This window comes from Mesorhizobium sp. M0189 (assembly GCF_040322135.1).
In the GTDB taxonomy this organism is placed as follows: Bacteria; Pseudomonadota; Alphaproteobacteria; order Rhizobiales; family Rhizobiaceae; genus Mesorhizobium.
This window is the reverse complement of record NZ_JAMYSW010000023.1, coordinates 1-25917: the sequence shown is the minus strand read 5'-3', so window position 1 is coordinate 25917 and position 25917 is coordinate 1. Positions and strand designations below refer to the sequence as shown.

General features: G+C 60.2%; 21 protein-coding genes, 7 pseudogenes and 2 riboswitches. Of the genes and pseudogenes, 5 read left to right on the top strand and 23 right to left on the bottom strand.

The features are described 5' to 3' along the window. Positions 1 to 18: 18 nt before the first annotated feature. On the bottom strand, positions 19 to 2364 hold the full coding sequence (gene metE / locus NKJ09_RS28380; protein WP_352764198.1) for a 5-methyltetrahydropteroyltriglutamate--homocysteine S-methyltransferase: 2346 nt from the start codon (positions 2362 to 2364) through the stop codon (positions 19 to 21). A 95-nt stretch (positions 2365 to 2459) separates the two neighbouring features. Then, positions 2460 to 2659: riboswitch (cobalamin riboswitch) on the bottom strand. A 494-nt stretch (positions 2660 to 3153) separates the two neighbouring features. Beyond that, positions 3154 to 4777, bottom strand: a pseudogene (locus NKJ09_RS28375) (MFS transporter). 289 nt (positions 4778 to 5066) lie between these two features. Here NKJ09_RS28375 and NKJ09_RS28370 point away from each other — a divergent pair. Then, positions 5067 to 5744 (top strand): transposase, encoded by a 678-nt coding sequence (locus NKJ09_RS28370; protein ID WP_352458262.1) that lies wholly within the window; start codon positions 5067 to 5069, stop codon positions 5742 to 5744. A gap of 32 nt (positions 5745 to 5776) precedes the next feature. On the opposite strand, the gene NKJ09_RS28365 is transcribed toward NKJ09_RS28370, so the two are convergent. The 8 genes and pseudogenes from NKJ09_RS28365 to NKJ09_RS28330 form a co-directional block, all read right to left on the bottom strand. Beyond that, positions 5777 to 6769, bottom strand: a complete 993-nt coding sequence (locus tag NKJ09_RS28365; protein WP_352764196.1) for an adenosine kinase — start codon at positions 6767 to 6769, stop codon at positions 5777 to 5779. A 106-nt stretch (positions 6770 to 6875) separates the two neighbouring features. Next, positions 6876 to 8051, bottom strand: coding sequence for a methionine adenosyltransferase (gene metK, locus NKJ09_RS28360; RefSeq protein ID WP_352764194.1), 1176 nt, complete (start codon positions 8049 to 8051; stop codon positions 6876 to 6878). A gap of 54 nt (positions 8052 to 8105) precedes the next feature. Continuing rightward, positions 8106 to 8487, bottom strand: a pseudogene (gene glyA, locus NKJ09_RS28355) (serine hydroxymethyltransferase); the annotation flags it as partial. Between the two features lie 891 nt (positions 8488 to 9378). Further along, complete coding sequence (locus tag NKJ09_RS28350; RefSeq protein WP_023721416.1) at positions 9379 to 10170, bottom strand: type I restriction enzyme subunit R domain-containing protein; 792 nt, start codon at positions 10168 to 10170, stop codon at positions 9379 to 9381. Continuing rightward, positions 10121 to 10447, bottom strand: coding sequence for a hypothetical protein (locus NKJ09_RS28345; protein ID WP_352764192.1), 327 nt, complete (start codon positions 10445 to 10447; stop codon positions 10121 to 10123). Before NKJ09_RS28345 ends, NKJ09_RS28350 begins: the two co-directional genes overlap by 50 nt. Beyond that, entirely contained in the window at positions 10437 to 10595 is a 159-nt protein-coding gene (locus NKJ09_RS28340) for a hypothetical protein (protein WP_023721414.1), read from the bottom strand. Before NKJ09_RS28340 ends, NKJ09_RS28345 begins: the two co-directional genes overlap by 11 nt. Positions 10596 to 10698: 103 nt before the next feature. Further along, a complete protein-coding gene (locus NKJ09_RS28335; RefSeq protein ID WP_352764189.1) occupies positions 10699 to 10944 on the bottom strand; it encodes a hypothetical protein in 246 nt (81 codons plus the stop codon). Further along, positions 10914 to 11819 carry a prenyltransferase/squalene oxidase repeat-containing protein gene (locus NKJ09_RS28330; protein WP_352764187.1) on the bottom strand — a complete coding sequence of 302 codons (906 nt, stop codon included), beginning with the start codon at positions 11817 to 11819 and terminating at the stop codon, positions 10914 to 10916. The genes NKJ09_RS28335 and NKJ09_RS28330 overlap by 31 nt, the downstream gene beginning before the upstream one ends. Positions 11820 to 11991: 172 nt before the next feature. Between NKJ09_RS28330 and NKJ09_RS28325 the strand changes: the two genes are divergently transcribed. Beyond that, on the top strand, positions 11992 to 12213 hold the full coding sequence (locus tag NKJ09_RS28325; protein WP_352764186.1) for a hypothetical protein: 222 nt from the start codon (positions 11992 to 11994) through the stop codon (positions 12211 to 12213). Between the two features lie 72 nt (positions 12214 to 12285). Here NKJ09_RS28325 and NKJ09_RS28320 read toward each other — a convergent pair whose 3' ends face one another. The 7 genes and pseudogenes from NKJ09_RS28320 to NKJ09_RS28295 all read right to left on the bottom strand — a co-directional run bounded on the left by NKJ09_RS28320 (position 12286) and on the right by NKJ09_RS28295 (position 17426). Next, positions 12286 to 12690: a Fic family protein gene (locus tag NKJ09_RS28320; RefSeq protein ID WP_352764183.1), complete on the bottom strand. Its 405-nt coding sequence runs from the start codon at positions 12688 to 12690 to the stop codon at positions 12286 to 12288. Next, the gene (locus NKJ09_RS28315; RefSeq protein ID WP_352764180.1) at positions 12687 to 13817 is read right to left on the bottom strand and encodes a Fic family protein; all 1131 of its coding nucleotides are present in this window, start codon (positions 13815 to 13817) and stop codon (positions 12687 to 12689) included. The genes NKJ09_RS28320 and NKJ09_RS28315 overlap by 4 nt, the downstream gene beginning before the upstream one ends. Positions 13818 to 14172: 355 nt before the next feature. Further along, positions 14173 to 14412 carry a hypothetical protein gene (locus tag NKJ09_RS28310; protein ID WP_023721411.1) on the bottom strand — a complete coding sequence of 80 codons (240 nt, stop codon included), beginning with the start codon at positions 14410 to 14412 and terminating at the stop codon, positions 14173 to 14175. Continuing rightward, positions 14352 to 14870 carry an FAD-dependent oxidoreductase gene (locus tag NKJ09_RS28305; protein WP_348633247.1) on the bottom strand — a complete coding sequence of 173 codons (519 nt, stop codon included), beginning with the start codon at positions 14868 to 14870 and terminating at the stop codon, positions 14352 to 14354. The genes NKJ09_RS28310 and NKJ09_RS28305 overlap by 61 nt, the downstream gene beginning before the upstream one ends. A 3-nt stretch (positions 14871 to 14873) precedes the next feature. After that, positions 14874 to 15242, bottom strand: a pseudogene (locus NKJ09_RS32565) (phosphomethylpyrimidine synthase ThiC); the annotation flags it as partial. 112 nt (positions 15243 to 15354) lie between these two features. Next, positions 15355 to 15546, bottom strand: a pseudogene (locus NKJ09_RS32560) (phosphomethylpyrimidine synthase ThiC); the annotation flags it as partial. A 105-nt stretch (positions 15547 to 15651) separates the two neighbouring features. Beyond that, a riboswitch (TPP riboswitch) is annotated at positions 15652 to 15767 on the bottom strand. Positions 15768 to 16268: 501 nt separating this feature from the next. Next, positions 16269 to 17426 carry a porin gene (locus tag NKJ09_RS28295; protein ID WP_352764178.1) on the bottom strand — a complete coding sequence of 386 codons (1158 nt, stop codon included), beginning with the start codon at positions 17424 to 17426 and terminating at the stop codon, positions 16269 to 16271. A gap of 1068 nt (positions 17427 to 18494) precedes the next feature. Here NKJ09_RS28295 and hemN point away from each other — a divergent pair. Next, entirely contained in the window at positions 18495 to 19835 is a 1341-nt protein-coding gene (gene hemN, locus NKJ09_RS28290) for an oxygen-independent coproporphyrinogen III oxidase (protein WP_352764175.1), read from the top strand. A 227-nt stretch (positions 19836 to 20062) separates the two neighbouring features. Here hemN and NKJ09_RS28285 read toward each other — a convergent pair. Next, a pseudogene (locus tag NKJ09_RS28285) lies at positions 20063 to 20290 on the bottom strand (PIN domain-containing protein); the annotation flags it as partial. Between the two features lie 5 nt (positions 20291 to 20295). On the opposite strand from NKJ09_RS28285, the pseudogene NKJ09_RS28280 reads away from it, so the two are divergent. Next, a pseudogene (locus NKJ09_RS28280) lies at positions 20296 to 20615 on the top strand (transposase); the annotation flags it as partial. A gap of 4 nt (positions 20616 to 20619) precedes the next feature. Here the strand turns inward: NKJ09_RS28280 and NKJ09_RS28275 are convergent. Then, the gene (locus tag NKJ09_RS28275) at positions 20620 to 21582 is read right to left on the bottom strand and encodes an NUDIX hydrolase (RefSeq protein ID WP_023721404.1); all 963 of its coding nucleotides are present in this window, start codon (positions 21580 to 21582) and stop codon (positions 20620 to 20622) included. A 639-nt stretch (positions 21583 to 22221) separates the two neighbouring features. Between NKJ09_RS28275 and NKJ09_RS28265 the strand changes: the two genes are divergently transcribed. Continuing rightward, the gene (locus tag NKJ09_RS28265) at positions 22222 to 22821 is read left to right on the top strand and encodes a cold-shock protein (RefSeq protein WP_352484135.1); all 600 of its coding nucleotides are present in this window, start codon (positions 22222 to 22224) and stop codon (positions 22819 to 22821) included. A 116-nt stretch (positions 22822 to 22937) separates the two neighbouring features. Here NKJ09_RS28265 and NKJ09_RS28260 read toward each other — a convergent pair whose 3' ends face one another. The 4 genes and pseudogenes from NKJ09_RS28260 to NKJ09_RS28245 all read right to left on the bottom strand — a co-directional run. Then, positions 22938 to 24020, bottom strand: coding sequence for an HPP family protein (locus tag NKJ09_RS28260; RefSeq protein WP_352764173.1), 1083 nt, complete (start codon positions 24018 to 24020; stop codon positions 22938 to 22940). Positions 24021 to 24744: 724 nt separating this feature from the next. Further along, positions 24745 to 25005 carry a hypothetical protein gene (locus NKJ09_RS28255; RefSeq protein WP_023721400.1) on the bottom strand — a complete coding sequence of 87 codons (261 nt, stop codon included), beginning with the start codon at positions 25003 to 25005 and terminating at the stop codon, positions 24745 to 24747. Further along, positions 25002 to 25277: pseudogene (locus NKJ09_RS28250) on the bottom strand (ABC transporter permease subunit); the annotation flags it as partial. The pseudogene NKJ09_RS28250 and the gene NKJ09_RS28255, both read right to left, overlap by 4 nt. A 167-nt stretch (positions 25278 to 25444) precedes the next feature. Continuing rightward, positions 25445 to 25917, bottom strand: a 473-nt coding sequence (locus NKJ09_RS28245; RefSeq protein WP_352764172.1) for a TCP-1/cpn60 chaperonin family protein, incomplete at its 5' end; no start/stop codon positions are given.

The window sequence follows — 25917 nt, the reverse complement described above, 5'->3', positions numbered from 1 at the left end:
ACCAGGAAACCCTCCGGCCTACACTTTCTCCCGGAGCGCGCGTGCTGCAGCAACCATGTTCATGAGGGCAGGGCGGACCTCCTCCCATTTGCGTGTTTTGAGGCCACAGTCCGGGTTTACCCACAGTTGGGCATCCGACAGTCGCTCGCGGGCAAGCATGACGAGATCCGAAATCTCGCCGACTTCCGGGACGCGTGGTGAGTGAATGTCATAGACTCCGGGACCGATTTCGTTCGGATATTTGGAGCTCGTGAAGGCGTCCAGCAGCTCCATTTTCGAGCGCGACGTCTCAATCGAAATTACATCCGCATCCATTCCAGCGATCGCGTCGATGATCTCGTTGAACTCCGAATAGCACATGTGGGTATGGATTTGAGTCGCGTCCTTTACACCCGTTGAAGCGATCCGGAAGCATTCGACAGCCCAGTCGAGATAGACTTTCCAGTCAGACTGGCGCAGTGGCAATCCTTCGCGAAAGGCGGCCTCATCGATCTGGATCATCCTTGCGCCGGACATTTCGAGATCCGTCACTTCGTCGCGGATGGCGAGCGCGATCTGGCGGCAGGCTTCGGAGCGGGGTACGTCGTCGCGAACAAAAGACCAGTTGAGAATGGTCACTGGGCCCGTGAGCATTCCCTTCACAGGCTTTTCCGTAAGCGACTGGGCGAATTGCCACCAGCGCACCGTCATCGGATTGCGCCTCGATACGTCGCCGAAGATAATGGGGGGACGCACGTAGCGAGACCCATAGCTTTGTACCCAGGCATGCTGGGTGAAGGCGAAGCCGGACAGCTGCTCGCCGAAATGCTGTACCATGTCGTTTCGTTCGAACTCACCGTGCACCAGCACGTCCAGCCCGATCTCTTCCTGCCAGCGAATTGCAGCCTCGATCTCCTTCTTCAGGAAGCTCTCGTAGTCGACATAGCTCAGTTGGCCCTTCGCATGAGCGGCCCGCGACCTGCGTACCTGCGGCGTCTGCGGGAAGGACCCGATGGTCGTCGTCGGGAACGGCGGCAGCCCGAGCGTGCCGGCCTGGACTCTGCAGCGCTCGGCAAAAGCGCTCTCTCGTCGTTTCATGCTGTCGTCAATGCTGGCGATCCGCCCCTCAACAAGCGGGTCATGGATCTTCGTGGATGTCACGCGAGTGGCGGCAGCCTCGGCAGACGCTTTCAACGCGCCTGCCACCGCATCCCTGCCTTGGGACAGGGCCCGGGCCAGCAACACCAACTCGTCGGTCTTCTGGGCCGCGAAGGCGAGCCACGACCTGATGTCCGCGTCGAGTTCCGTCTCCATGCGCAGGTCGATCGGCACATGCAGCATCGAGCAGGAAGGCGCGATTTCGACGCGGTCCAAGGGCCAGCCGGCGACGATCGGTTTGATGCGGTCGAGAATGGCGGGCAGGTTCGCACGCCAGACGTTGCGGCCATCGATCAAGCCAAGCGAGAGCACCAGATCTTTCGGAGCGAGCCGACCCACCGTTTCCAGCTGCTCGGGAGCGCGCACGAGATCAATATGCAGCCCGGCCAGGGGCAGAGAAACCGCGGTTTGGAGATTGTCTCCCAGCGGCCCGAAATAGGTAGCCAGCATGATCTTCAGCTCGGGCGCGGCTTTCGACAGCTGGCCATAGGCGAATTCGAACGCAGCTCGTTCGTTCGGGTTCAGATCGAGGACAAGCGCTGGCTCATCGATCTGCACCCAATCGGCTCCCGACAGCTTCAGCCTCTGCAGGAGTTGCTCGTAGACGGGCAGCAGCCGCGGCAGGAGCGCGATGGGATCGAATCCCTCGGCAGGCGATTTCGCCAGCTTGAGGAAGGTGACCGGTCCAAGGATGACTGGGCGTGTGTGAATGCCGAGGGCTTTAGCCTCGAGGAAGTAATCAACCGGCTTCGTCGACGAAAGAGCGAACGTTTGATCATCGTTTAGTTCCGGCACAATGTAGTGATAGTTGGTGTCAAACCACTTGGTCATTTCCATCGCGGTTACACCAGGCCGATGAGCCGCATGCTGGTGACCACCGTGCCCACAATCCTCCGTCTGACCTTGGTTGCCGCGCGCCATAGCGAAGTAGATGTCGAGTGGGACCTCGCCGCCATTCCAGGCGTAACGAGACGGAAGGGCGCCGACCATGGCTGCGGTGTCGAGCACATGGTCGTAAAGCGAGAAGTCGTTCGACGGGATTTTCGACACGCCGCGATCGTGCTGCTCTTCCCAGCTAGCGGCACGGAGCGCCTTCGCCGTCGTGAGAAGGTCGGCGGCGGAAGATTTTCCGGACCAGTAACTTTCAAGCGCGAACTTCAGTTCTCGCCGACGACCGAAGCGCGGCACGCCGAGCGTTGCTACAGGAATTTGCTGAGAGACAGTCATGCCATACCCCGATGGTTGGGGCGTCGGTGACAAGGAAGGCGCTAGCAGGCCGGCACGAACGCCAGGCTGCAGCGGCCACCGAGACACCCCGCCCATGGACGTAATTCGCCGTGGCAGGTCTCCTGGCTCGCGGGTCATAGCCTCTACCCGTCTTCCCAAGGCTATTCGCCTCAGTGACATGAGTGGGGTTAGCTTGCCGCTAACAGTTGCGGGGGCAGCGCCGGCATCGCACCGGCTTCCCTCTTAGCTCCGCTGCGGCACCGCCGTACGGAGAACCACGACACGGGAGACAATTACAGCAGCTCGCTTCTTTGTCAATGCCGCATAAAGAAATGTTTATGTCGTTATGTTAAATTTCGGTTGGCATGTTGCCAAAGGTCGCCTCGAAAGCGAAAACTGTGGAAGCCTTGAGCGGCCGGTAAATCAAAGCAATGACGCACAGCGGTCCGGGAGGATAGGAGTTCGTCGGCTGCCGGGCGCAAACATACCGGCAAGCGCCGTGGTGCTGCTTCGCGCATCATGCGAACGCCACCTCGGCATCGAACTTCGGCTCCGAGGTTCCGACCGCTTCGTCGGTGATCTGCTCGCGACCATATTCGGCTCAATGGCGAGGCTGTTGCCTAGGAAGCTGTTGGCCGTGATGCCCTCGGTGATACGACACAATGATTTCGAGGGGAGCACCCGAGGCCCGGCGCAGCGGCGTGTTGCGAAGTGATCGAGGCCAATGTCTCGACCTGCTTGTTCGCAGCCCACCGGCTGAAGGTAACCGGCTCAAACCAACGGGCCAGCTCAAGTCCTGTCCAAATGAGGCCTGAGCGGCAAATCGTCGTGCACGCGCACGGTTTGGCGTTCGATCTTGTGATGCGTCTTGGGCGGGCAATCGCCACGGTGCAGCGCTTCCCGGCGCGCAACGATTTCGGCGTCATCCTGGGTCTGCCTGTTGTTGTGGCGAACATACTCGACCCAGGTTGGCACATGATAGCACTCGGTCCATAGTTCGGGCTTTTCCAGGTCACGCAGCAACGCCCATTGTCTGGCGCCATCTCGCAGCCGGGCTTTTCGCCACGATGTCATCACACTGAGAAATTCTGGGACATCTCTCTGATCGATACGATAATCGACCATCACCATGATCGGACCGCTTCGTGGCCGCAGATCAAGTTGCAGCGTCGGTTCGCTGAACTTGTTGGTCGGATCCAGATTGAGCGTTTCGAAATCCGGCTGACGCAGAACGATGCCCATCAGTCCACCAATCACAAGAACCACGCTGGCGACGAGGAAGGCTCCCGAAACACCTTGGACATCCGCCAGTTCGCCCCAAAGCCAGCTTCCCGCCGCCATGCCGCCGTATGTGGCCGTCTGATAGAGAGACAGGGCGCGTCCAACCACCCACCGCGGCGCCGAAAGCTGCACTGTGACGTTAAACAGCGAGAATGATTGAATCCAGGCCGCACCGGCCGGCATGAGGAGGAGACAGTTCAGCCAAACGTGCTCACTCCATGCCAGAAAGAAGCAGCTGATCGCCAGTATAAAGAACGCACCGCGAATGACCCATTCGTTGGAGAGAACTTCTCGGACCCGCCCAATGAGGAGCGCGCCGCAAATCGCTCCCAGGCCGAAGAAGCCGAGCATCACGCCGTAGGTGACTGCGGTCCCTTTGATCTGTTCGCGAGCGACCAACGGCAGGAGAGCCAAAATGACAACGGCGGTGAGGCCGAAAATGAAACTCCGGCACATCACCTTGAGAAGGTTCGGCGACAAGAGCACGTAACGGAAGCCCGCCGCCATCGCACTGCCGAAAGCCTCCCGCGGCAGCGCTTGTCGTGCCCGTACCGCTTTCCACCGCAACAGCGCAGCGATCAGAGCGAAGTAGCAAAAGACGTTAAAGAGGAACGCGAAGGCCGCACCGGCTGTGGCCACGATTAGGCCGCCAATCGCCGGCCCGATGCTGCGCATGAGATTGTAGCTCATGCCGTTGAGCGCAACCGCGCTAGGCAGGTGTTCGCGAGGCAGGATATCCCCCATCGAGGCTTGCCAAGAGGGATCGTGCCCAACCACAGCCGATCAGGAAGGTGAGACCCAGAAGGATCCAGGGTGTCATTTCCCCCGCATAGGTCAGGAACGCCAGGAAGGCGGATACGCAGACCATCAGCAGTTGCGCAGTCAACATGATCCGGCGACGGTCAAAGTTGTCCGCGAGCGCTCCCGCCGCGAGGGAGAAGATCATGTAGGGGAGGGTGGTCGATGACTGGACGAGCGCCACCATTCCATGGGAGGTGGCGATGCTGGTCATCAGCCAAGCCGCCGCCACACCTTCCACCAGGGTGCCAAGGTTCGAAACGAGTGCAGCCGACCATAGCGAACGGAAGGTCTTGTGCTGAAAAGGAACGAGTGAAGATGTTCTCTTCGCCATTGTGGAAGCTTCGGGATCGACCGCGGGGCTGGATTTGGTTCGCCTCACTCGACCATGGCCTCGCCGTACAAGCCAAGCTGCCACAGTGGCGCGCCTGCTAACCCAGAAAACTTGGCGGCCTTACAGGCATGCGCAGGACGCGCGAAGCCGCTCAAATCTCCCCAGATGGGTCAGCCATCGAAGACCGGCATCACTTGCCCGTTGAGCGGCTATACGATAATGCTCCGCGCTAAGCAGGAAGCGCCAAAAATTCGAGCGGCGACTTCATTCTCCTATTCAGGAAGGAACTATGAGGCGGCAGACGCGACCATTCACCGTGGAAGTCAAACAAAAGCGCAATTATGAAAAATCCGCACGTTCCATCTGGGGCAATTTCGACATCGCCGCGGCGATGGCCGAAACAACAAACGAAGTCGAGCCGTTAAATCGTCAGCTTGTTGACTCTACTGTAGTGGCCCTTGATGCTGAACCTTTGCACAAACCTCGAGTGGAGCATTTCATGGCCAATCCCCTGGAAACCGAGTCAGCAGTAGTTCATAGCGAACCGGCAGACAAAGCGGAAACGCCAAAACCGAAGACGAGAGCGCGGCGGTCGAGGAAGCCAGAAGCTGAGGCGAGCGCGCCTGCCCGCAAGGAGGGCGCCAAGCCGATATCCGCGACCACTGAAGCACCGCCGTCAGCGCGAACAGGCCGAAAGAGCTACTCCGCGAAGGATCGTGCCCAGAAGCTGGCGCAGATCGAGACCTCGATCGGCGGCGGCGCTACTCTCAAGAGCGCGGTGAAGCAAGCCGGCATCTCGGAACAGACATATTATCTTTGGAAGAAGGCGGCGGCGCCGGCGGCGGACAGTGACGGGCTGAAGGATCTCGTCGCGCTCGAGGAAGAAAACAAGCGGCTAAAGAGCCTGCTTGCCGATCGTCTCCGCAAGGAGAATGCGGAACTGAAGAAAAGGCTCGGGCTGGATTAAGGAGGGTGGGCAGCTGGTTCTTGGCTCGCCACCTACAGCAATCCCGCCTGCTCCGCCTCTCTGCGCAAATTCTGGCGTGGCCTTGGGCCGATTTGCTGGATGACCAGCCCGGCTGCCAGCGAGCCGAGATCGCCGCAATCCTTGAGGCTGCGGCCTTGCGTGTAGCCGTAGAGGAAGCCGGCGGCGTAGAGGTCGCCGGCGCCGGTGGTGTCGACCAGCTCGCGGATCCTGGTCGCATTGATGGTCACGGTCTCGTCGCCGCGCACGATCACCGAGCCCTTTTCCGAGCGGGTAACGGCGGCGATCTTGCAATCCTTGCGGATCTGGGCCAGCGCCTCGTCGAAAGACGCGGTCTGGTAGAGCGACTTGATCTCGTGACTGTTGGCAAAGACGATGTCGACGGTGCCGGAGCGCATCAGATCGAGGAATTCGTCGCGGTAGCGATCGACGCAGAACGAGTCCGACAATGTCATCGACACTTCGCGCCCGGCGGCGTGGGCGAGCTTAGCCGTCTGCCTGATCGCCTCCTTGGCGCGCGGCGGGTCCCACAGATAGCCCTCGAAATAGGTGACCGCCACGCCCGAGGCCTTGTCGGCCTCGACGTCCTCCGGGCCGAGCTCGACGCAGGCGCCGAGATAGGTGTTCATCGAGCGCTCGCCGTCCGGCGTGACGAAGATCATAGAGCGCGCTGTCGGCGGTTCGCCGTTAAGCGGCCTGGTGTCGAAGGCGACACCCTGGGCATGGATGTCATGCGCGTAGATTTTGCCGAGCGCGTCGTTGGAGACCTTGCCGAAGAAAGCGGCGCGGCCGCCGAAGGAGGCGACGCCCGCCGCCGTGTTGCCGGCGCTGCCGCCCGAGGCTTCGATGGCCGGGCCCATGCGGCTGTAGAGCAGTTCGGCGCGCCTCGTGTCGATCAAATTCATTGCGCCCTTGATGATGCCGTTGGTCTCCAGGAACGCCTCGTCGCACTGGGCGATGATGTCGACGATGGCATTTCCTATACAAAGCACGTCATAGTCCGGCATCAATGTCTCCGCGAAAATCCCGACGGCTTCTTGCCACGCCGGCCGGCCGGCGGGTCTGGCGAGTTGGAATGGGCTTTCCGGATGCCAATCCATTCGGCGTCGGCCCTCACGGGGCGGCGAGTCCTGCCTCGCGACGCAATTCGTCGGCCCTGTCTGTCTTCTCCGAGGTGAAATCAGGCTCTTCACGGCCGAAATGGCCATAGGTCGCGGTCTTGCGGTATATAGGGCGTAGGAGATCAAGCATCTTGATAATGCCTTTCGGTCTGAGATCGAACAACTCAAAAATGAGGCGCTCGATCCTTCTTTCCTCAACCCTCGCTGTCCCGAACGTGTTGACCATGGCAGAAACCGGACTGGCCACGCCGATTGCGTAAGCAAGCTGCACCTCGCAGACGTCCGCAAGTCCGCTTGCGACGATATTCTTTGCCACATACCGGGCCGCATAGGCAGCTGAGCGGTCAACCTTGGACGGGTCCTTGCCCGAAAAGGCGCCGCCGCCGTGACGACCCATCCCACCATAAGAATCGACGATGATCTTGCGTCCAGTGAGACCGCAGTCGCCGCGCGGCCCGCCGACTACGAACCTCCCCGTCGGGTTGACCAGAATTCTGATGCCTTCCGTCTCCAGGTGGGTCGGCAGGACAGGCTTTATGATTTCCTCAATGACGCCCTCGCGGACCGTCTCTTGCGAGACCTGCTCGTCATGTTGGGTCGATACGACGATGGTATCCAGGGCGACAGGGCGCAACCCCTCATAGCGCACTGAGACTTGGGATTTCATGTCAGGACGCAACCAGCCAAGCTGTCGTGCTTTCCGGACATCTGCCTGTCGTTTCGTCAAGCGATGAGCGAGCTGGATCGGCAAAGGCATCAGAGTATCGGTTTCGCGGCATGCGTAGCCGAACATGAGGCCCTGATCTCCCGCTCCCTGTTGGAGGTCCTGCCCTCGTCCCTCGTCAACGCCCTGGCTGATGTCGGGCGACTGCTCGGTGAGTGCATGAACGACGGAGCAACGCCGGCCGTCAAAGCCGACGGCCTCGTCGTCGTATCCAATATCGAGAATCGTATCGCGCGCAACTTGGCTATAATCCACCTGCGCATCGCTGGTAATCTCGCCAGCCAGAACGACCATCCCTGATTTTACCAACGCTTCACAGGCGACGCGCGCCTTGGGATCGGTGCGGAGGATGGCATCGAGGATGGCATCCGAGATGTTGTCGGCCAACTTATCCGGGTGTCCCGCGCCAACCGATTCGGAAGAGAACACGAACTGCCTAGCCATGAAATGCCTCGCTTCGGGTGTTGGAGTTGTATGGGGCATTTTGCTTAGCCCACCTTACCTGTCGGTGAGGCCCGGGACCTCGAACGCAGCGCACAGGTCGGCAACGTCTCTTCGCAAGCAGGCATGGAGATCTTCGTCTTCTGGCTCGCCGGAGGACGGAGTCCATGAAGCCAGCAATTTGCACGGTTTCCACATCGCGCAAGCCCATTGACGTCACTGCTGGCGCCCCCAGGCGAATTCCGCTTGTGACCTCAGGATGGCGCGAGTCCCCCGGCACCATATTAAAGTTCGTAATGATGCCTGCCTTCGCTAACCGCTCGGCATAAGCCTTGCCGGATAGTGGTCGATCGGGAAGATCAAGGATCAGCATGTGATTGTCAGTGCCCCCGGTGACCAGGTCATAACCTCGGTCCAGAAGCGCGTGGGCCAGAGGCCGCCAAGCGAGACCGTCCGCAAGTGTCGGGCGGCGCGATGGCGCCGTCGGCGGAGTTGTCCATGGTGGTTTCGCGCTCCAATTGGATCTATTTCACGGTCAAGCATGCGATCCCCTTCGACGGCGCGTCTTGTGTCGCTTCGAGCCGTTGAAGGTCTCGTTTGTGATAGCCATCGCCGTGGGGCAGGAGATCAACCAACAAACTGAACCAGCCCGCCGTCCTTACCTGCTGCTTTGAGATGGTACGAGCACCACGGGCGTTGTTCGTTGCAGTAAAGAAAGTCGGCTCTGGCCAGTAGCCGGACGTGTCGTACAACGTGCTCACGACGCAGACCCAGAATCTCCGCTAGCTGGCAGACAGTTAGGTCCGCGTGCGCGCAAAGACCTAGGATTCGAAGGCGATCTAACTGCGCTGCCGTCCGTAGGCGACTGACCAGTGTCAGCATTGGTCAGGACCAAGCCACTTGGAAAGCCTAGGCACTCGTCCTACTGAATTTGTCATTTCGCGTTCTCCACAGATGTTGCGGCTTTCGAACCAAATTATATGGTTGATTGTCCACCGACCGGACAATGTCGGTGGCCGTGAAGATACTGTTTTGAGCCGATATGGCTGTGTCGAACAAACAAGATGGGCGCTCTTCTTGCCATTGCCTTTAGCCGAAATTGCACGCAGTTCGGCGGGTCGGAGAATAAGCGGCGCCACGGTTTGGACCCCACTGACCTCAGACGTTGCAATAAGCCTACCATTCACAGCGAACCGGAGTTGCTAAGAGTCAATGAATTTCCTTGAAGGATCTGTTGCAACGTTTGCCCAGCCCGCTCGTGCTCCCGGTTTGCAGCGGTCAATCTCGAGCAGACTGACCGTGATGCAAAGATGACAAAGAAGGTTCCCTTTCAATCCGATCTTCTTCCGGCGCCAAGGGATACGGCCTGTCCCCTTGTAGTAAAGCGTAGTGAGAAGATTCCATGTGCGGTCAGCTTGATCCTGGATTTTACGCTCGCTGGACTGCTTGATTTTGCGGGGAATGGTGACCCTATCGTCCAGCACGTCCTCCCAAACGAGCTGAGCTCAAGGAGGCTCATGCCGTCGAATGGTGAGATTTTGCGGGGCTCATCGGCTTTGAAATATGTGTCGATCAAGTGCCGCATATCAGCCTCGTAGGCCTTCAGATCGAGGCTTTCGTTGCTGGCCAGACGCACAGTGTCCCGCGCATTCAGGTAATGCTCGACCTGTTTCTTGATGCGGGCAACGTGGGAGTTGTTGTAGCCTGCGGCATCCATTTCATCCGCGATATTAGCATACGCCCGCAGCAGCCCTGCGGTTGCCTTGTACAGGGCCGCGCGCTGAGGTTCGCGCGATTTAAGGTCTGACGCGATTTCGGTGTTGCCGCAGAAGAAGTGGATGTATTCTAGTTCTCCTTTCGGCGGCTCCACTCGCTCGCAAAGCAGGACAATGCGTTCCAGGGCTTGATCGAGACATTCTTTTCCTTTTTTCAGACTTTCCTTGAGCAGCACATCCGGAGCCGGCCCGTCGTCGGAATGATCAAGTTCCGACGTATAGACCGCGATCGCATTCTCAACCTTCTTGAACAGGCCCTTGTAGGCGACGATATAACCCAAATCCTTGTCCTCGCCGTCAAGCCGATTGGTCCGGCAAATCGCTTGGAACAGGCCGTGGTCCTGCATAGACGTGTCTATGTAGACATAGGTGCAGCGCATCGAAAGCTGTGAGCAGCTTGTCGACGACCACCAGCAGCTTCAAGTTCGCCGGCTCCTTGGTGAAAAGAGCCTTGGCCGCCTCCTCGTACACCTCGGTTTTGGACAAACCGCCCTTGGCCTCAACGCGCTTCAGCAACTCGGTGTAGGTGTTGTAAATGACCTGCCGGTCGGTATCGGTGTTGGCGCCCGTCCTTCCTTTGTGATGTCCTGCGCATTCGGATTGTACGATTTGATCAGGGCGCACTTGTTGCGGAACGGGTCTTTTGAAAAAGCTCGAAGTACTTGCAGGCTTCGTAGATGCTGGAGGCCACGAGGATTGCGTTGCCGCGTTCGCTTGACAGGCGGGGCTTCACGCTGAAATCGAAGACGATGTCGCTGACGACACGATCCATGCGGGATCGCGAGCTGAGCACGTTTTACATCGTGCCCCATTTCTTTTTTAGCTCATCCCTTTGCCAGTCATTCAGGGCCTTGGTTTTGGCATCGAACCACTGATCAATTTTGTCCTCTGAACCCAGGCGCTGTCCGGGGGCCGAGCGTCTCAGTGCCGTTTTCGCGGAAGGCTGACAGCGCCAAATCTTCCCGCCGCTCAAACAGCCCATAAAGGAACATTTCCACAGCATGCACGGTCGCTATGGCAGCAAGCCGCCGATTATCGGCGCCGCCTTCCAGCTGCAGCTCTTCTGCCTTGCGGAAGAAGTCGCGCGCCATCAGGAGAAAGCCATCGACCTGCCGCAGCATCTCGTTTTGGCGCGCGAGATATTCAAGCACCAAGGCCGCGACAAAATCCTCTGCCCACGGCTCTGCCTGCCAGCCTCCCAGCACGGTCTGACCGGAGACCAGCCAGGCATCTCCAGCCGCCAGCACGTGGGCACGTCATCGACAAAATCAGACCGGCGAATAGCCTCCATCGCGAGTGTCGTGGCGATGACCTCGGGATCCTCTTCGCCCGCGTCGCGCGGAAGCGCGCCTGTGTCAGGAATAACTTGTGTGATCAGCCATGACACGGCTTTCCGAATTGCGTCGTGGTAGCGGTCATCGCCAAGCCGCTGAAGGGCGACTGTCGCAAGGGCCGTGGCGCGCAGGCCGGGCCGGGGAACCCCTTCTCTAGTTTCATTCCAGCAGCCCCCACCCTCCTGGCGGCGCACGAGGCGATCAGTCAGGACCGCAATTTCCCGGCGCAGATCGCCGATAAGTTTCGGGCTTCGCGAACAGCGCCAGAGTGGGTAGCCGATATCTTCAACCGGGGCGGCCGCTTCTCCCTCGCCAGTGCCGAGCGCGATCATATGCGTTGCGCATTCGGCCAGCGCGCCGTCAAGGCGCCCCGCTTCCGTCGCGCTGCCGTAAAGGTCCAGGAACCACGCCAGCGAATAAGACCAGTCGGCAGGCAAGTCCTGCCCATTGTGATCCCTTGCGACGACGGCCACGACGGCGTTGCGGCCTTGGGGCGTGCGGGGCTCTATCCCAAGGATCGGGTATAATTCGGGTGTCGGCTGCTGAAGGATACGCGCCGGCACGAGCGACAGTGCTTTCTCCAGCGAGGGAGGAAAATCCTCCAGTTCTTCGGCCAGTTCGGCAGCTTCTCTCCTTCGTCCCTCGCGGCGCGCTTCTAACATATTCTGCCGCAACCACGGCAACGGTGCGCTGCGCCCGTTCAGCGGTGCCGGTGGCAATCAGCTCGGCCGGAATGTCACCATCCTTGATCGCCCAGTGCGTACGGTGCTGTTCGAACTGTTGAATGCGCAGCCGGTCCGCAATTCTCAACACCGCTGACCGGTCGAGAAAGGCATGTTCCGGATCGGGCTCGAAGGTGAAGGCCAGTTCGTGTCCGCGCCGAACGATATTGCGTATGCGGCCGTGCCGGACCACGCGCGCGAGCGGGCCTCCCTCCCCAACTTCGTACATCAACAGCGCCGGGATTTCCTCCAGCCGGCGCAATGTTTCAGGGCGCGCGAGGCCGATAGCCTCGGCCTCGGCGCCGCTCTATTCCTTGAAACGGTCAATGGTTGACGTGAACGGCGGCGTTTCCCACCACTCGCCGTGGCCCGAGACAAGCAAGTTAAACATGGCACACCACCGACCTCACGCCGCCTTCTCCATAGACCACTTCACCCGTTCGGCGAGAAAGGCGGCGAACGTTTTCACATTCATATTGACGCTCGCCTCCTCCAGCCCTGCGAGGTAGGCCTTCCGGTCATCGACTCTGACGACTGTCCAGGGGTAACCGCCTGAAGCCAGCATCGCGTTCATGAGGAACCGCGCCATTCGTCCGTTGCCGTCCGGATAGGGGTGCACATAGCCCACAAGCCAATGCCCCAGCACGGCACGCACGGAGGCCTCCTTCTCCGCCTCCAGCAGGTCGAACAGCTCATGCATACCATCGGCCACCGCTTCGGTACGCGGCGGCACGTGCTGCGAGCCGCGCAGGTACACAAGGTGGTTGCGATATCCCGCCAGCGCGCTGGCTTTGAGGATGCCGGCGGTCACTGACGGCGCGAACAGCTCCCGGTACCACTCCCGGTGAGTGTCCCGGTCAACGCGCCGGCTGGCTTGCCGTTGATGATCGCGGCAACAGAGTCTTTGACCTTCTGGAATGCGAGGTAGTAGCCACGCGCGGCAAGCGCATCCCGGTTCTTGCGGTCCTCTTCATCAATCTCCGGATTCCAGCTCCCCTCGCGCACCCGGTCGATGAGTTCCGGGGTGACGCTGTACCCTTCTATCGACAGCGAATGGTAGGCGTCGCTTTCGTAGATATCCTCGACGAACTTCATATAGGCGTCTTTGTCGGACGGCAGTCCGGGTGCCTTCGGGAATATCTCGATGATGGCTTCGCGCTGCGATTGCCAGATCGCGCGCAGGCGGGCGACCAACGGCGGTACGCCCGCCGCAATGGTTGTCACTCCAATTTGTCCCGCGAACGGATCGGATTCGCGCACGTCATAGCCGGCGGCTTTGAAGGCGGCCACGATTTCATCGGCAAAGGAGTCGCGTCCTACGCGACGGAAGGCCCCCGCAAGCCGTCCCGCCACGGCGGAATGGCCGCCATCAAGCAGCAGGACCAGAACGGTTGATACGTCGCGCACCGACGCCATAGCGATCTGCATCTCGATAGGCGCGCGCTGGAAGAACGCTTGCGGCACCCGGGTAAGGGCGGCCTCGACAGTGAACACGCGCTGGCCGTTTTTCTCTGTCAGTTCGGCCGGCATCTCCTTGACCTTGAGGTCATAGAGCGAAGTGCCGAACAGCAGGTCGATTTTGTTATTCGTGCCTTTGGGGGTGTTCACCACCACCTGAGGCGGAATAGTGGGCGCTTCCGCGTGCAGAAGCAGCGAGTGCTCCGGTGACACGAACCAGTCCTTGCCGAACCGGTCATTGCAGTAAAGGGAGCAGAACTCCCAGAAGCTCGCGTACCAGGGGGTGGTGTCTTGCTGCTGTGCCTGCGGGCTGGTCGACATGAGCCAGCCTTTCATAACATCGCGCAGGAACCCGTTCTGCAGCAGCCGCTCCCGGTGGACGCGGGTCAGCTCATCTGATTTGAATATGCGCCGCCCACCCTTCTGCAGCTCTTTGAGGACGGCCAATGATACAGCGAGTTTTTCATGGGGCTTGGCCATGGCCGTACCTTTGCAACTTTTTAGAGCTGTGCGATTACAAGTATATATTGCTGATAGGAGACAAGTCAATGATGCTGTGGAGTTGCAAGTTTTTTAAGTCGTGCAATAACAAGCTTTTTATGCGATAATCGGCAAGTGAAATCACAGTTTTGATCGTTTCCATAGCTCGTCTGCGCGAAGGATCGTCACCCGGATGGGCCGAGACCAGCTCCCCAGCAGGCTACGCAGGGGCTCGGGGCGAGCCTACAGCCTGGCCCTCCGAAGCGCTTCGAAGGAGGACGCGCCTCTTTGAAAAACTCGCCCGTTGTGCATCGTGGGTACCTGTAAACGCGAATTCTCAAAGAAAAGACGCTCCTTACCTCTCCCTCCCGCCACGATCATCACGGCCGCGCCCGCGCTCACTACGCCGCGACGCCCGCGAGATCGGCTTCTCGGCAATCGCCCCGAGCGAGACATCACGCGTATGGAGGATCAGCATTTCACCGCGCATGCCGCGTAAATCGTCGTCGGCCCGCGCGATGCCCGTGCAGTCGATCACCTGATCAAAGCCGGAAAAGCCAACCTCGCCCGTCTCGAAAAGGAAAACGACGCCCATCGCACGCAGTTGCCGGCGAGGGCTTCGAGAGCCCGACGGGGATCGAGATGAGCTTCGCTACAAAAAAACAGGCTCTGATGAAAGCGGCCGGCAAGATCGGGCTCGAGGGCGGCAACAACCTTTTCGTCGACGCACTCATAGTTGCGCGAACGAGCTGCAAAACGGGCAAGCTCGAAGGCATCGCGCTGATGGGCGACGACGAGAGTGCCGGCCCTCGTCACCAGCGCGGGCAGCGCCCTTTCCCACCAGTCGGCTGCAACGTTGCCGAAAGTGACGACCGCCTCCTCGGCGCCTTCGCGTTCGCACCAAGCGGCGAGCATGCCGCCGGCGAGCCAGGAGGCATTGCCGCCGATCTGGCTGCGAATTTCAGCAACCGTGACGGATGCACCCGGCGCGGCCAATTCATGGGCAACGGTGAGGCCTGCCACACCCGCGCCTTTGACAAGAATGCGGCGCATGGCTCAGCGCGCCCTCTGATCTTCCTGCGCTGAGGCCTGTTTTTCCACCTCGGGCGTTTCGACCGGCATATAGAGATCGCCGCCCTCGCGGTATTTCGCCGCCATCGCCGCCATGCCCTCCTTCTGCGCTTCGGCGCGAATGTCGTGAGAGATGCGCATCGAGCAGAATTTCGGCCCGCATATCGAGCAGAAATGTGCCAGCTTGTGCGCTTCCTTGGGCAAGGTCTGGTCGTGGAAGGACCGCGCGGTTTCCGGATCGAGCGACAGGTTGAACTAGGCCTCCCAGCGGAACTCGAATCCGGCCCGCGACAGCGCGTCGCCGCGGATGTTCGCCGCCGCGTGACCCTTGGCCAGGTCGGCGGCATGGGCGCTCGCCAGTCACAAATCCGTTGTCTTCCGGCCGGACATGGCGGCCGTCACAGGCTTCGACATCGCCACGCGCGGTAATCCATTCGTGGCGAAGCCGGGCAAGGCCTTTTTCGATCCTGGTTTTGATGGCCGGATCGGTGTAGGGGCCGGACGGATCGTAGACGGTGACTGGCGGTTCGCCGGCCGTTGGATGGACTGCAATTTCGCGCATCGGCACCCTGATCTGAGGGTGAATGCTGCCATGCTTGTGGATCTTGCGTGAGGCGGGCAGCGGTCCCGTCGGGACGGCGGGGGTGGGGGCATTCATCATGAGGCTCCTTTGCTCGTGCATTGGAGACCCAGTTCTGTGCCGGAAGAATGAAAAGACGCTTTGGTCGACCTGCTCGAAACAGGACCTCGGGCGTGAACTCCCGCAAAGCGCTTGCACCGTCCCTACGCCAGTATGAACTGGATCAGGTTCAACGGGTCACTGCGCCGCGAAAGCCAGCAGTATCTCAGCCCCTTGCCGGGACTCCCCTGGGTGAATGCTTCAGGTTGAACGGGCGAGCGGTATCTTGCCAAGCGCATTCGGGCCGCGGCGGTGATCGTCGGGCGATCGTCTCGGCCAGGCGCAAGATCGGATGGAGCATCGCCTGAGAATCGTCTGTTCCTCGATCAGCCTCGCTTATGCTCTGGAGCTTGTTCTCTCGCGCCCGAATTTCCGCGGGGATGGCTGAACGGAGGCGATCCATTTGCGATTTTCAAGTGCGTCGGGCCGCACCCCAGTTCGGAAAACCTGGCCGGGTAGTGCTGGATGGCAGGGTCCGTCAAGCGGGCGGAAGGAATGAGGAAATGAAAGAGTTGCAGATCAAAACGCATAATCGAGCGATGAATATCGCCTGCGCGATCATCCGGACCAGATCTGATATGAAACATCGTCCGGCCCCGAGATCGAGGCTCCAATCTCGTATAGCTTCCATACGACGTTCTCTTGGAGTGTTGCGGGATTGGTCCGCTCAACCGGATCTCGAGCTCAACCCTTTCATCCCGTTAGAATGAGCGTTCGAAACGCAGGATTCCGGCGACACCGCTCTTCTTGTTGGCGTTGGTCCAGTTCACGTTGGAAGCGTCCACCTTGCCGACGGCGAAGTTGCCGTAGCGGCTATAGTCGAGTTCCGCCGTAACTGTGAAATCTGGAAGAAACGCATAGGCGACGTTTGCAGCGACACCATGGTTCTTGAGCTGATCACCGGAGAGCTGAAGGTTGAACGAAGTTGTCTCGTTGAGCTTGTAAGTGGCGCCAGCCCAGAAAGCCCAGTTCCCACCCCAACTCTTATAGAAGCCGCGACCATGAGCGTCGATGGCGTTCGTGGAGTCGTCGTTGAGCTTGCCGTTGGAACCGTAGCCGAGCATTCCGAACAGCAACAGTTCGTTGGTGACATTGATGTCGACACGGACCTTGGCGGCCACCGATTCGTAGTTGCTATCATAAGCGGCAACGCCGGTGATCGCGCCCCAGCCATGTGTGTATTTCAAGCCGCCGACTACGTGCGGAGAGTAGCTGTCGATTGTGCCGACCACGCCCGAGCCTTCTTCGAGCGAAACCACGGCCGAAAAGCCGGCCCCCGCGTCGAAGTAGTACTGAACCACATTGGTATCGAAAGCGCCGTACGGAACCGGCGTCTGGTTGAGTACGTCAACCGCGCCGCCAATAAACATGTCGAAGGCCGACCAGTCCTTACCAAGTCGGAGGCCACCAAGCTGAATCCAGGCGAAAGTCAAGGTGCTGTCTCCGTTGAAGGCATAGGACCGAGAACTGTCCGAAACCGAAGTGTGGCGGTTACCGAAGTTCATGCGGGTTTCGGTGTAGGTCTTCAACGTGCCGAGTTCGGTCTCCTGGCCGGTCCAAGTTTTCAATGTGAAGCGCGTGTTGTTTTGCCATGTGTCCTGATGCTCACCAGTCCTCACATCGGAGGTTCTTGCGTGGTCAAACAATCCGACATGGCGCAAGCCGATGTCGTAACGGACATAGCCGCCGATGCGCAGGCAGGTCTCAGTGCCTGAAATGTAGACGTAGCCCGAGCCGTAAACGTCGCAGATTTTAACGTACTCAGTCGGGTCAGGCTCGGCAACGGCGGTCACGGCGCGAGCGTCGGAAACGGCAATCAGTGCCGCAGTTGAGCCGAGGAGGAGGCTCCTAATGTTCATTGTTGATCTCCGTTCAAACAGTAAAAGGGATGGACGTCAGTGAATGAATTTTTGCTAAGGAACCATTCGATAACGATGCGCATTGAGTGAATTTTTGAGCAGTTTTGATGCTCTCGTCATGCCAGATGTTCATGAGAAATTGAGAATACTATTGGGTATTATTGTTACAGATATGCAATTGTTATTACAAATATAATTATTGCCGAAACGACGCCATTCAACATTTCTGTACAAACCATCACCGGTCATCTCCGCTAGTTGTGGGCGGGCCGTCACAAAGGCTTCTATTGCAAATGACGTGCCATCCTGACGACGCAGCTGCGGCTTGAAGCTCAAGTGTGCCGGCGGACCTTGCTTGGCTCTTCCTTCCTTTCTGCCTTGCGGATCAATCCAAGCACGAACGGCAAACGTTTCGGCTACGGTTCGTCTGTTCGCTTCGCGACAGTTTCGTTCAATGGCGACAGCTTTGTTTGCTGTGAGTCCCGACGTTGAGACATCATGCGGCGGGCGCCGCTCGGTACGACGCCGTCATTTTGGCGAGCGCGATGGTCGGTAATCACGCGCTGAACGCGCAGCCTTGCCTTCACCAGGCAGCCTTGCCTTCACCAGGGAGTCAGTAGGCGCGCCAGCCTTGGCATTGCGGCGGACCTGACGGTCGCGTCGAGCAGGCTCTCGTCCTGATAGACGGCGCGCCACAGCTAATGCTTCTTGCCAGCAATTCACAAAACGAGCTCATCGAGATGCCAGAGATCACCATGGGGCTGCGCTAGCTGGCGAGCAAAGTCTGGTCCCAACGCGGTGTTATCTCGTTGGATGCGGCAGCCGCTCAGCAGAATCTACGCGACCAGGCGCTGGCTGAAGGGAAGGGATGGTGGAACCAAACGGTCACGCGTGAGGGTCGCGGCGGGAACAGCCATGGCCAGTCGCTGACCGTCCAGCCAAGATTGAACGGCCGCTATTGCTGCGAAATACAAGTTTCGAGCCCAAAGCGGAACGGACTGACATAGCGCAAAGACACAGGCGAGCGCAGCGGTAAGGTTGGTGGTTATCAGCATGGGACGGTAACTGTTGCAGACCACGAAATATCGAGAGGCCCGGCTGCCTTGGTACACTATCTATCCGACTGTGTCGGAGTTCTCTGGGGCGGTCGGCGCCGAGGCTTATGAGGAATGGCTCAAGAACCTGCCGGCTGACGGTCCGGTGTCACTCTATCTGCACGTTCCGTTCTGCCGATCAGCGTGCTGGTATTGCGGCTTTCCCACCACCATCACCCGCCATGATGCGCCGATCCTCAACTATCTGGCGACCGTGCGTGAAGAGATCCGTCTGGTTGCGGAGCGAGTGCCGCAGACGTTGCCCGTGAGCGACATACATTTCGGCGGCGGAACTCCGTCTCTCATAGGACCACCCGAGTTCCTCGCTCTGATAGAGTTCCTGCGACGCCGCTTCGCTCTGTCGAAAACAGCTGCGGTCGCCATCGAGATCGATCCACGCACGTTCACGGTCGAGATGGCCGAGGCCTTAGGAGCGGCCGGCGTGAACCGCGCGAGCCTCGGCGTGCAGAGCTTCGATCCAATCGTTCAAAAAGCGATCAACCGGATCCAGAGCGAGGCCCAGACGTCGGCTGCCGTGGAAATGCTGCGTCGGCACGGCGTGAGCCGCATCAACTTCGATCTCATCTTTGGTCTCCCGCATCAAACGGTGCAATCCTGCGTCGAGACAGCGAGGGCGGTGGTCGCCATGCGCCCCGACCGGCTTGCGGTGTTCGGGTACTCGCACATTCCATCCCAGATAAAGAATCAGCGCCTCATCGAGGAGGAATTTCTGCCGGACAGCGCTGCCCGCGCTGAACAGCATGCGGCTGTGGCCGTGACGCTGATTGCCGCCGGCTACCGAGAGATCGGGCTCGACCATTTCGCCTTGCCGGACGACGAGCTCGCGCTGGCACAGAAAACCGGTCGCCTGCGGCGTAACTCGTTGGGCTACTCGGCCGACACCTGCAGAACCCTGATCGGTTTCGGAGCGTCGGCTATCGGCCGCATCGGCCAAGGGTACGTTCAAAACGAAGTTACACGGGATTCCTACATCCAGCATATCGCAGCTGGCCGTCTGGCGACGTCAAAGGGCTATCGCCTCACCGACGACGACCGCGTGCGAGCCGCAATTATCGAGCAACTAATGTGCGATCTCGAGGCCGATGTGCAGGCAATCTGTGCCGCCCACGGATCTGATCCGATCCGTCTTCTCGATTCAGCTGAACGCTTGGCGATGCTGGCCGAGGACGGGATAGTGGACTTCGAAAACGGTTTTGTCCGCGTACGGCGGGAGCATCGCTTTGTGATTCGTGCTGTCGCTGCCGCGTTCGATGCTTTTCTCGATCGGGATGGCCGTAAGCATAGCCCCAGGTGAGGGCAAGCATCCAACCGGAAGCTAAACTCGACGCCCTTGGCCGAGGCCTGTCATGAAGCGCGCGTCAAGGATGCGAAAAGCAGAGTTGATCCGCCTATTTCATCTCATCTTCAATGACATCGACCTCGTGGCTGCCACCGAGGCGTTTCCATATTGATCGTGGTAGGTGCGGGATATCTCGGTGTTTCGCCGTCAGCGCATGAAGATCCCCGCCATGTGATGGGTCAGGAGATCGCGGTGGCTGCGATCAGCCCGTCCATCGATGACAGACCGCGGCCACGCCGCTTCGCGAGGCCCGTCAGGTCGCCCCAGGCCAAGGCAACCAGTTCGTCCACCGGCAGGACTCTCGACTCGAAGCGCTGCGGCAGGTCCCGGGCGAGCCATTCGGCCAGTGCGTCACGTTTCCGACCTTTGTCCATGAGGGCAGCGCCGCGCCGGATCTCGGCGATCGACACAGACCCGCATTGACCCTACGCGGCTGGTCTTCCTGGATGAAACATGGGTCAAGACCAACATGGCGCCGTTGCGCGCGGCAAGCGGCTGATGGCCCACGCACCATATGGCCATTGGAAGACGATGACCTTCATCACCGCGCTGCGGCAGGATCGGGTGGAGGCGCCTTGGGTCATTGACGGACCCATCAATACGCAGGCCTTTCGCGTCTATGTCGAAACCGAACTCAACAAAACACTGAAGCCGGGCGACATCGTCATTCTCGACAATCCCGGTTCTCACAAGGGCCAAGCCGTCCGCGACATCGTCAGGGCTGCTGGCGCAAGGCGGGTCAAGCCCGCGAGAGCGGCAATTTTGTTCCGGCTATCACCCTCTCGTCGAGAACGGCGTGACGGAAGCGATAAAGTTGCGCCGGCCGGCCGCCGGTTTCCGCGGTTGTCTCACCGGTTTCCTCGACCAGCTCCTGCTGCTCGATTAGCCGGCGAAAGTTCGGCTTTCGTACGAGCCTGCCGGCAAGCGCCTCCACGGTGCGCTGCAGCTGCAAAAGCGTGAAGACCGGCGGCATCAGTTCGAATACGACCGGCCGGTATTTGATCTTGGAGCGCAGCCGCGCAATGCCGGTCGCCAGGATGCGACGATGATCGGCGATCATCGATCTGCCCGAGACCGAGGTGGGCGCAGCGGAATGTCCGGCGCGTATTGCTTCCTCCACCAGGGCGGCTTCGTAGAGCAGCTCATAACGTTGAAGCGCGAGTTCCTCGTTCCAATGGCGGTCGTCAAAGCCGAAGGCGATCGCCGCCCGCCGTCGTCGGTCGAGGCGTGTCGTACTGTCGTCAGTGCCATCCGCCCATTCCATCAGGCGCGGCCGCAATTCGTCCAACACGACCGCCGGTGTGCCGGAGCGGTGATCCTCCCACGGGAAATAGTCGTACCAGCTTCCCCAGTGTCGCCCGGCCGGGTCGCCAGCTTCGTCTTGGTGGGTGAGCGCCAGATAGCTGATAGAGACCACGCGGTCGTCAGCGCCAACCCTGTCGCGATCGGCGAAGGTGTAGAGCTGTTCGATATAGCCGAGCGGCTGGCCGGTCTGTTGTTCCACCCATCCCCTGAGGCCCGACTGCAGCGAACGGTGAGCAAGCTCGAACGGGCCCGAGGGCAGGGCGTTTGCCTGCGGGATGGTCAGAACGCAGGGGGCGCTGCTGTCCATGGCGACCACAACGGCGATCAAGTCCGCATTGACGTCGTTGGCCTTGCCTCCAGCTCCGCCTTTCCTAGTCCCTTTTGCGCGTTCGTCCATGGTCCCCGAGGTTGTTGAGCAGAGCCCCGCCGCCTAAGCGGCTGAACCGATTGAATTCCGTTTTTGTCTGATAATTGTCGGCGCGTCAACACCACCCGTCGTGGCGATTTTAGCTCTTCGCAGCTGCACAAAAAGTGCCAACGCGACATCCGTGCTTGGGGAAGGAGGCCCATTGAGTGCGCCGATTCAAAGCTCGTCGATCGACATTCCGACGTTGTTCTCTTCGGCGACAGCGCGGCATGGTTCTCCATGGCTTGGCGTCGACGCTGGGCGTGACGCTGGAGATGATAATCATGCACGGTCAGGCCTGCGCTCCTGGAGCCGGCGCAAATGGTCGTCGACCCGCCGTTCGGTTCCTTTTGAAGAAACCCGGAGCAGGCTTTCCGCAATGCCTGATAAAGCCCTTCCAGTGCGCCCGCGCCAGCATCATCGCACTCGCACTCCAACACAACCTATGCGAGTCAGTAAATCGACTCGCCGGCACTATTGTTTCAGGGGAAATGAATCTAGTTTCAAAGGGTTCGGCCGATAGGCCGGGCACAGCTGCGGCCTTCACGGCCTTTTTGACATAAACGCGTCGCCCGATTGAGATTATCTTGACGGTAGCGCAGTGCGCCATCCATGCCAGTCGAGATGATCATGGGCAAATATCGAGACCATCGCGAGCCACGCCGGCATCGCTATGACGATGACCCCGTTTCCTTTTCGGAACGGACTTCCGAGCCAAGCTATTTTCAGCGCCCGCCGCCCGTGACGGCAGATCCTGTCGATGCGGAGGTATTGTGGTTCACAGTCAGCAAGGGTTTTGGCTTCGTCAAACTGTCGGACGGCACGGAGGCCTATCTGCACGTGCGAGTGTTAGAGGCGGCCGGAAGCCGGGATGTTGCCGCGGGGACGCCTCTCAAGATCACGGTCGAAAAAAGTCCAAAAGGTCATCAAGTCGCGCAGGTGCTGGAGATCGGCGATCACCGCTCGAAAACTCCGTCACATACGCGCGTCGCTGGAGGGACCTTCGTTGAAACCGGTGCGCAGCTGGAGAGGGGGGGCACGGTCAAGTGGTACAAACCCGAAAAGGGCTTCGGCTTCATTGCTCCTGACAACGGTGAGAAGGACGTCTTCGTTCATGCCAGCGCCCTGACGCGCTCAGGGCTCAGCGTGCTGGTGGCGGGACAGAAGGTGTTTGTCGAAGGCGGGCAAGGCAAGAAAGGCTGGGAAGTCCGGAGCATTCGCCTTGCCTAGACGGCGATGCATTGCTCGCCTCGAAGGAGATGCCGGAGAGCGTCGGGCGGCCGCCATACTGCTATCCTATTGGCGCCCCATCGGGTTCCCGGATTGAGCAAGTCCGGATCCCTATTCTATGCCGCTGCCAGCGTTGTGTCCGCCATGTGCACGCGCGCTGCCGCTGCCAGCAGGTCGGTCTGGGTGATCAGCCCAATAATGCGTCGCTCGGCATCGACGATGACCACGGCATGGCTGCGGCCGTCGGTGAGCACCGGCAGCAGGCTCATGGCCCGCGTATCGGGAGAGGCGGTGCCAGCCTTCGACATCACAGCCCTCACCGCGTCGGTCGCCTTCGTCAGCTCGCGCAGGCCAACTACACCGACCAGCCCGCCCTCGGCGTCGGTCACCGGCAGCGTCCGGATGTTGTGATCGAGCAGCAAATGACGCGCCTGGTCGGCAGGCGCATGTTCATCGACCGAAATCACATCGCGCGACATGATGTCCTCGCACAGCAGGGTGCGGTGGGAGCGCACCATCGCCTGCAACTCGACCTGCCGCAGCAGCCGCTCAAGATCGTTGCGGTCGATATCGAAGGTTTCCTCCAGCGCGCCGAGCGCGGCATCGATATCCTCGGGCTGGAAGCCGACCCGCTCCCGCGCCGGCGGATCGATGGTTCCATGCGCGCTTTTAAGGGCGGGGGCCGCCACATGTGGATAGTTGCGCCGCGACAGTTTATGGATGCCGTAGCCGAGTGCGACCAGCACGATCGAGTTCAGCGCTACCGGAACGAAGGGAAACAGCAAGCCGGAACTGAAGACGGCCGGTCCGCCGAACACCGCAGTTAAGGCGGCGGCGCCACCCGGCGGATGCAGGCAGCGCGTGAACGACATGGCGGCGATGGCCAGCGCCACCGCAATGCCGGTAGCAAGAACGGGTTCACGCACGAAATGCGCCACGATCACCCTGACCAGCGCCGAAATCGTATTGCCACCGATAATCGACCAAGGTTGCGCCAGCGGGCTTGAAGGCACGGCAAAGAGCAGCACGGCCGATGCTCCCATTGGAGCAACTAGCAGTGCGACATGTGGGCCAGACCCGTTCGCCAGCGCACTGATCACGCCAGTCAATGCGATGCCGATCATGGCCCCGATGCAGGCGAGCAGCCGCTCGCGCAGCGTTGCACCGGCAAGGATCGGAACAAAGAGACGAAACGCCATGGCATACCCTTGGGCGAGTGGTCGGAACTCCGCGCTCCGCAATGCAGGCAAAGCCACAGATTTGGAAGTTAAGCCAATTCGGAAAGTCGGCTCACGGGGGAATACTTTTGCGCGAAACGGCCATTGCCAAATGGGTGCAGACATTTTGATCGGCCAGAGAAGGCAGACGGCACGCTGATCCGCTCGAGCGCAGCTAGAGGCCGAGGGCTGCCGTGCCGCGGGCAGCCGGAAATGGGGATGGTCGGAGGTCGAGCTGGGATGGACACTAAGGAATTCAGAGGCTTCGAAAAGCGTGCTGACAATGTCGGCATGGCAAGACAAATCGGGCCCTTGTCGCTCCACTTCCGAGGCGAACTCCAGCGGAGTACAGCTTCTACGCGGTGCTTGGTCTGCCTGTCCTTGCCACCATCGGATTCGTTGGCGTCATGCTGAAACGTCCACCCGTAGCCGCTGAGAAGACGACTGCCGCCAGTGCCGTTGTGGAACCGCTATATGACGGCGGCTTGGTTACAGAGCCGGCTCGTGTCGATCGGGCGGGGGAGCCTGATGTGACGTACATGGTCCAGAAAGTGGCCAATGAAGGTGCTGGCATCGTCAACGTGATCAGGTCACGTAATAGCGGTAATACAACCGCGACCACGAGCCTCTCAGGCGTTCGATGAGGCGGGAAAATCCGATCACCAGACCAAACGCGTTTCCGCCACACTGCCACACACGAAACCGATCAGGTCACGTTCCAGGCTCGCCAGAAGATTGGAGCCAAGGCCACCTCGGCTGAACTCTGCCATGCCGCGGCCGCCACCTCTTCCAGCGGCGGTAGAAAACGTGGGTCAGCAGCGCCGGCATGGGCGAGCAACTCCCAAATCGCGAGCAGCGCCATCGGCTCAAGCGGCCGCAGATGTCGGCCGATGAAGCGGAAGGGCGGCGGTGCGATGGAAGCGCCGTGCGACAGCCTATCCAGACCTGTAATCGTGATCAGGCTCATCTGGGTCTCCGGACGCCAGCGTTGCAGATGGTTTTAGGCAAACGTGAGCAGGCCGTGGATCCCAATCCGGTCAGGCCGACCACGATCATGGCCGAAAGAACGAGTTCCAATTGAAAGAGCTGACGACCATAGGCGATCAGGTATCGGAGCCTTTCGAACGATGCGATGAGTTCTACCGCAACCAGGGTCTGCCAGCCGTTGGCAAGGCCTTCTCGCAGCCCTGTAAAGATCGACGGCACGGCGGAAGGCAGCACGAGTTTCGACCAGCGGCTGAACGAAAGGACACGGCCAGACCCCGTCTCACGATGACGCCGTTGCGCTTCGCCGCCATCAGGCTGGGTAGAGGACTTGCACGTCTAAAGCTGTCGATCATGCTCGGCACACAAAAAAGGGCGGCATTGCTGCCGCCCTTTCCGCTGTAGGTTGATAGGGGGCTGGATTAGAAATCCATACCGCCCATGCCGCCCATGCCACCGCCGGGCATACCAGCCGGCATGCCGCCGCCAACCGACTCCTTCTTCGGAGCCTCCGCGATCATGGCTTCGGTGGTGACCAGCAGGCCGGCGACCGAGGCCGCGTCCTGCAGAGCCGTGCGCACGACCTTGACCGGATCGACGATACCCATGGCGATCATGTCGCCATATTCGCCGGTCTGGGCGTTGTAGCCGAAGGTCGGGCCCTTGTTCTCGAGGATCTTGCCGGCAACGATCGATGCTTCCGCACCCGCGTTGGCCGCGATCTGGCGAGCCGGAGCCTGCAGCGCGCGGCGCACGATGGCGATGCCGGCGGTCTGGTCGGAGTTGGCGCCAGTGACGGTGATGGCCAGCGAAGCGCGCAGCAGGGCGACGCCGCCGCCGGGAACGATGCCTTCTTCGACGGCCGCGCGGGTCGCGTTGAGGGCGTCATCGACGC

What these genes read in the sequence shown, in the direction of transcription:
- metE (WP_352764198.1), bottom strand. Translation starts at nt 2,364, where the DNA reads ATGACTGTCTCTCAGCAAATTCCTGTAGCAACGCTCGGCGTGCCGCGC.
- NKJ09_RS28370 (WP_352458262.1), top strand. Translation starts at nt 5,067, where the DNA reads ATGAGGCGGCAGACGCGACCATTCACCGTGGAAGTCAAACAAAAGCGC.
- NKJ09_RS28365 (WP_352764196.1), bottom strand. Translation starts at nt 6,769, where the DNA reads ATGCCGGACTATGACGTGCTTTGTATAGGAAATGCCATCGTCGACATC.
- metK (WP_352764194.1), bottom strand. Translation starts at nt 8,051, where the DNA reads ATGGCTAGGCAGTTCGTGTTCTCTTCCGAATCGGTTGGCGCGGGACAC.
- NKJ09_RS28350 (WP_023721416.1), bottom strand. Translation starts at nt 10,170, where the DNA reads ATGCAGGACCACGGCCTGTTCCAAGCGATTTGCCGGACCAATCGGCTT.
- NKJ09_RS28340 (WP_023721414.1), bottom strand. Translation starts at nt 10,595, where the DNA reads ATGGATCGTGTCGTCAGCGACATCGTCTTCGATTTCAGCGTGAAGCCC.
- NKJ09_RS28335 (WP_352764189.1), bottom strand. Translation starts at nt 10,944, where the DNA reads ATGCTGCGGCAGGTCGATGGCTTTCTCCTGATGGCGCGCGACTTCTTC.
- NKJ09_RS28330 (WP_352764187.1), bottom strand. Translation starts at nt 11,819, where the DNA reads ATGTTAGAAGCGCGCCGCGAGGGACGAAGGAGAGAAGCTGCCGAACTG.
- NKJ09_RS28325 (WP_352764186.1), top strand. Translation starts at nt 11,992, where the DNA reads ATGTTCCGGATCGGGCTCGAAGGTGAAGGCCAGTTCGTGTCCGCGCCG.
- NKJ09_RS28315 (WP_352764180.1), bottom strand. Translation starts at nt 13,817, where the DNA reads ATGGCCAAGCCCCATGAAAAACTCGCTGTATCATTGGCCGTCCTCAAA.
- NKJ09_RS28310 (WP_023721411.1), bottom strand. Translation starts at nt 14,412, where the DNA reads ATGGGCGTCGTTTTCCTTTTCGAGACGGGCGAGGTTGGCTTTTCCGGC.
- NKJ09_RS28305 (WP_348633247.1), bottom strand. Translation starts at nt 14,870, where the DNA reads ATGCGCCGCATTCTTGTCAAAGGCGCGGGTGTGGCAGGCCTCACCGTT.
- NKJ09_RS28295 (WP_352764178.1), bottom strand. Translation starts at nt 17,426, where the DNA reads ATGAACATTAGGAGCCTCCTCCTCGGCTCAACTGCGGCACTGATTGCC.
- NKJ09_RS28275 (WP_023721404.1), bottom strand. Translation starts at nt 21,582, where the DNA reads ATGGACGAACGCGCAAAAGGGACTAGGAAAGGCGGAGCTGGAGGCAAG.
- NKJ09_RS28265 (WP_352484135.1), top strand. Translation starts at nt 22,222, where the DNA reads ATGGGCAAATATCGAGACCATCGCGAGCCACGCCGGCATCGCTATGAC.
- NKJ09_RS28260 (WP_352764173.1), bottom strand. Translation starts at nt 24,020, where the DNA reads ATGGCGTTTCGTCTCTTTGTTCCGATCCTTGCCGGTGCAACGCTGCGC.
- NKJ09_RS28255 (WP_023721400.1), bottom strand. Translation starts at nt 25,005, where the DNA reads ATGAGCCTGATCACGATTACAGGTCTGGATAGGCTGTCGCACGGCGCT.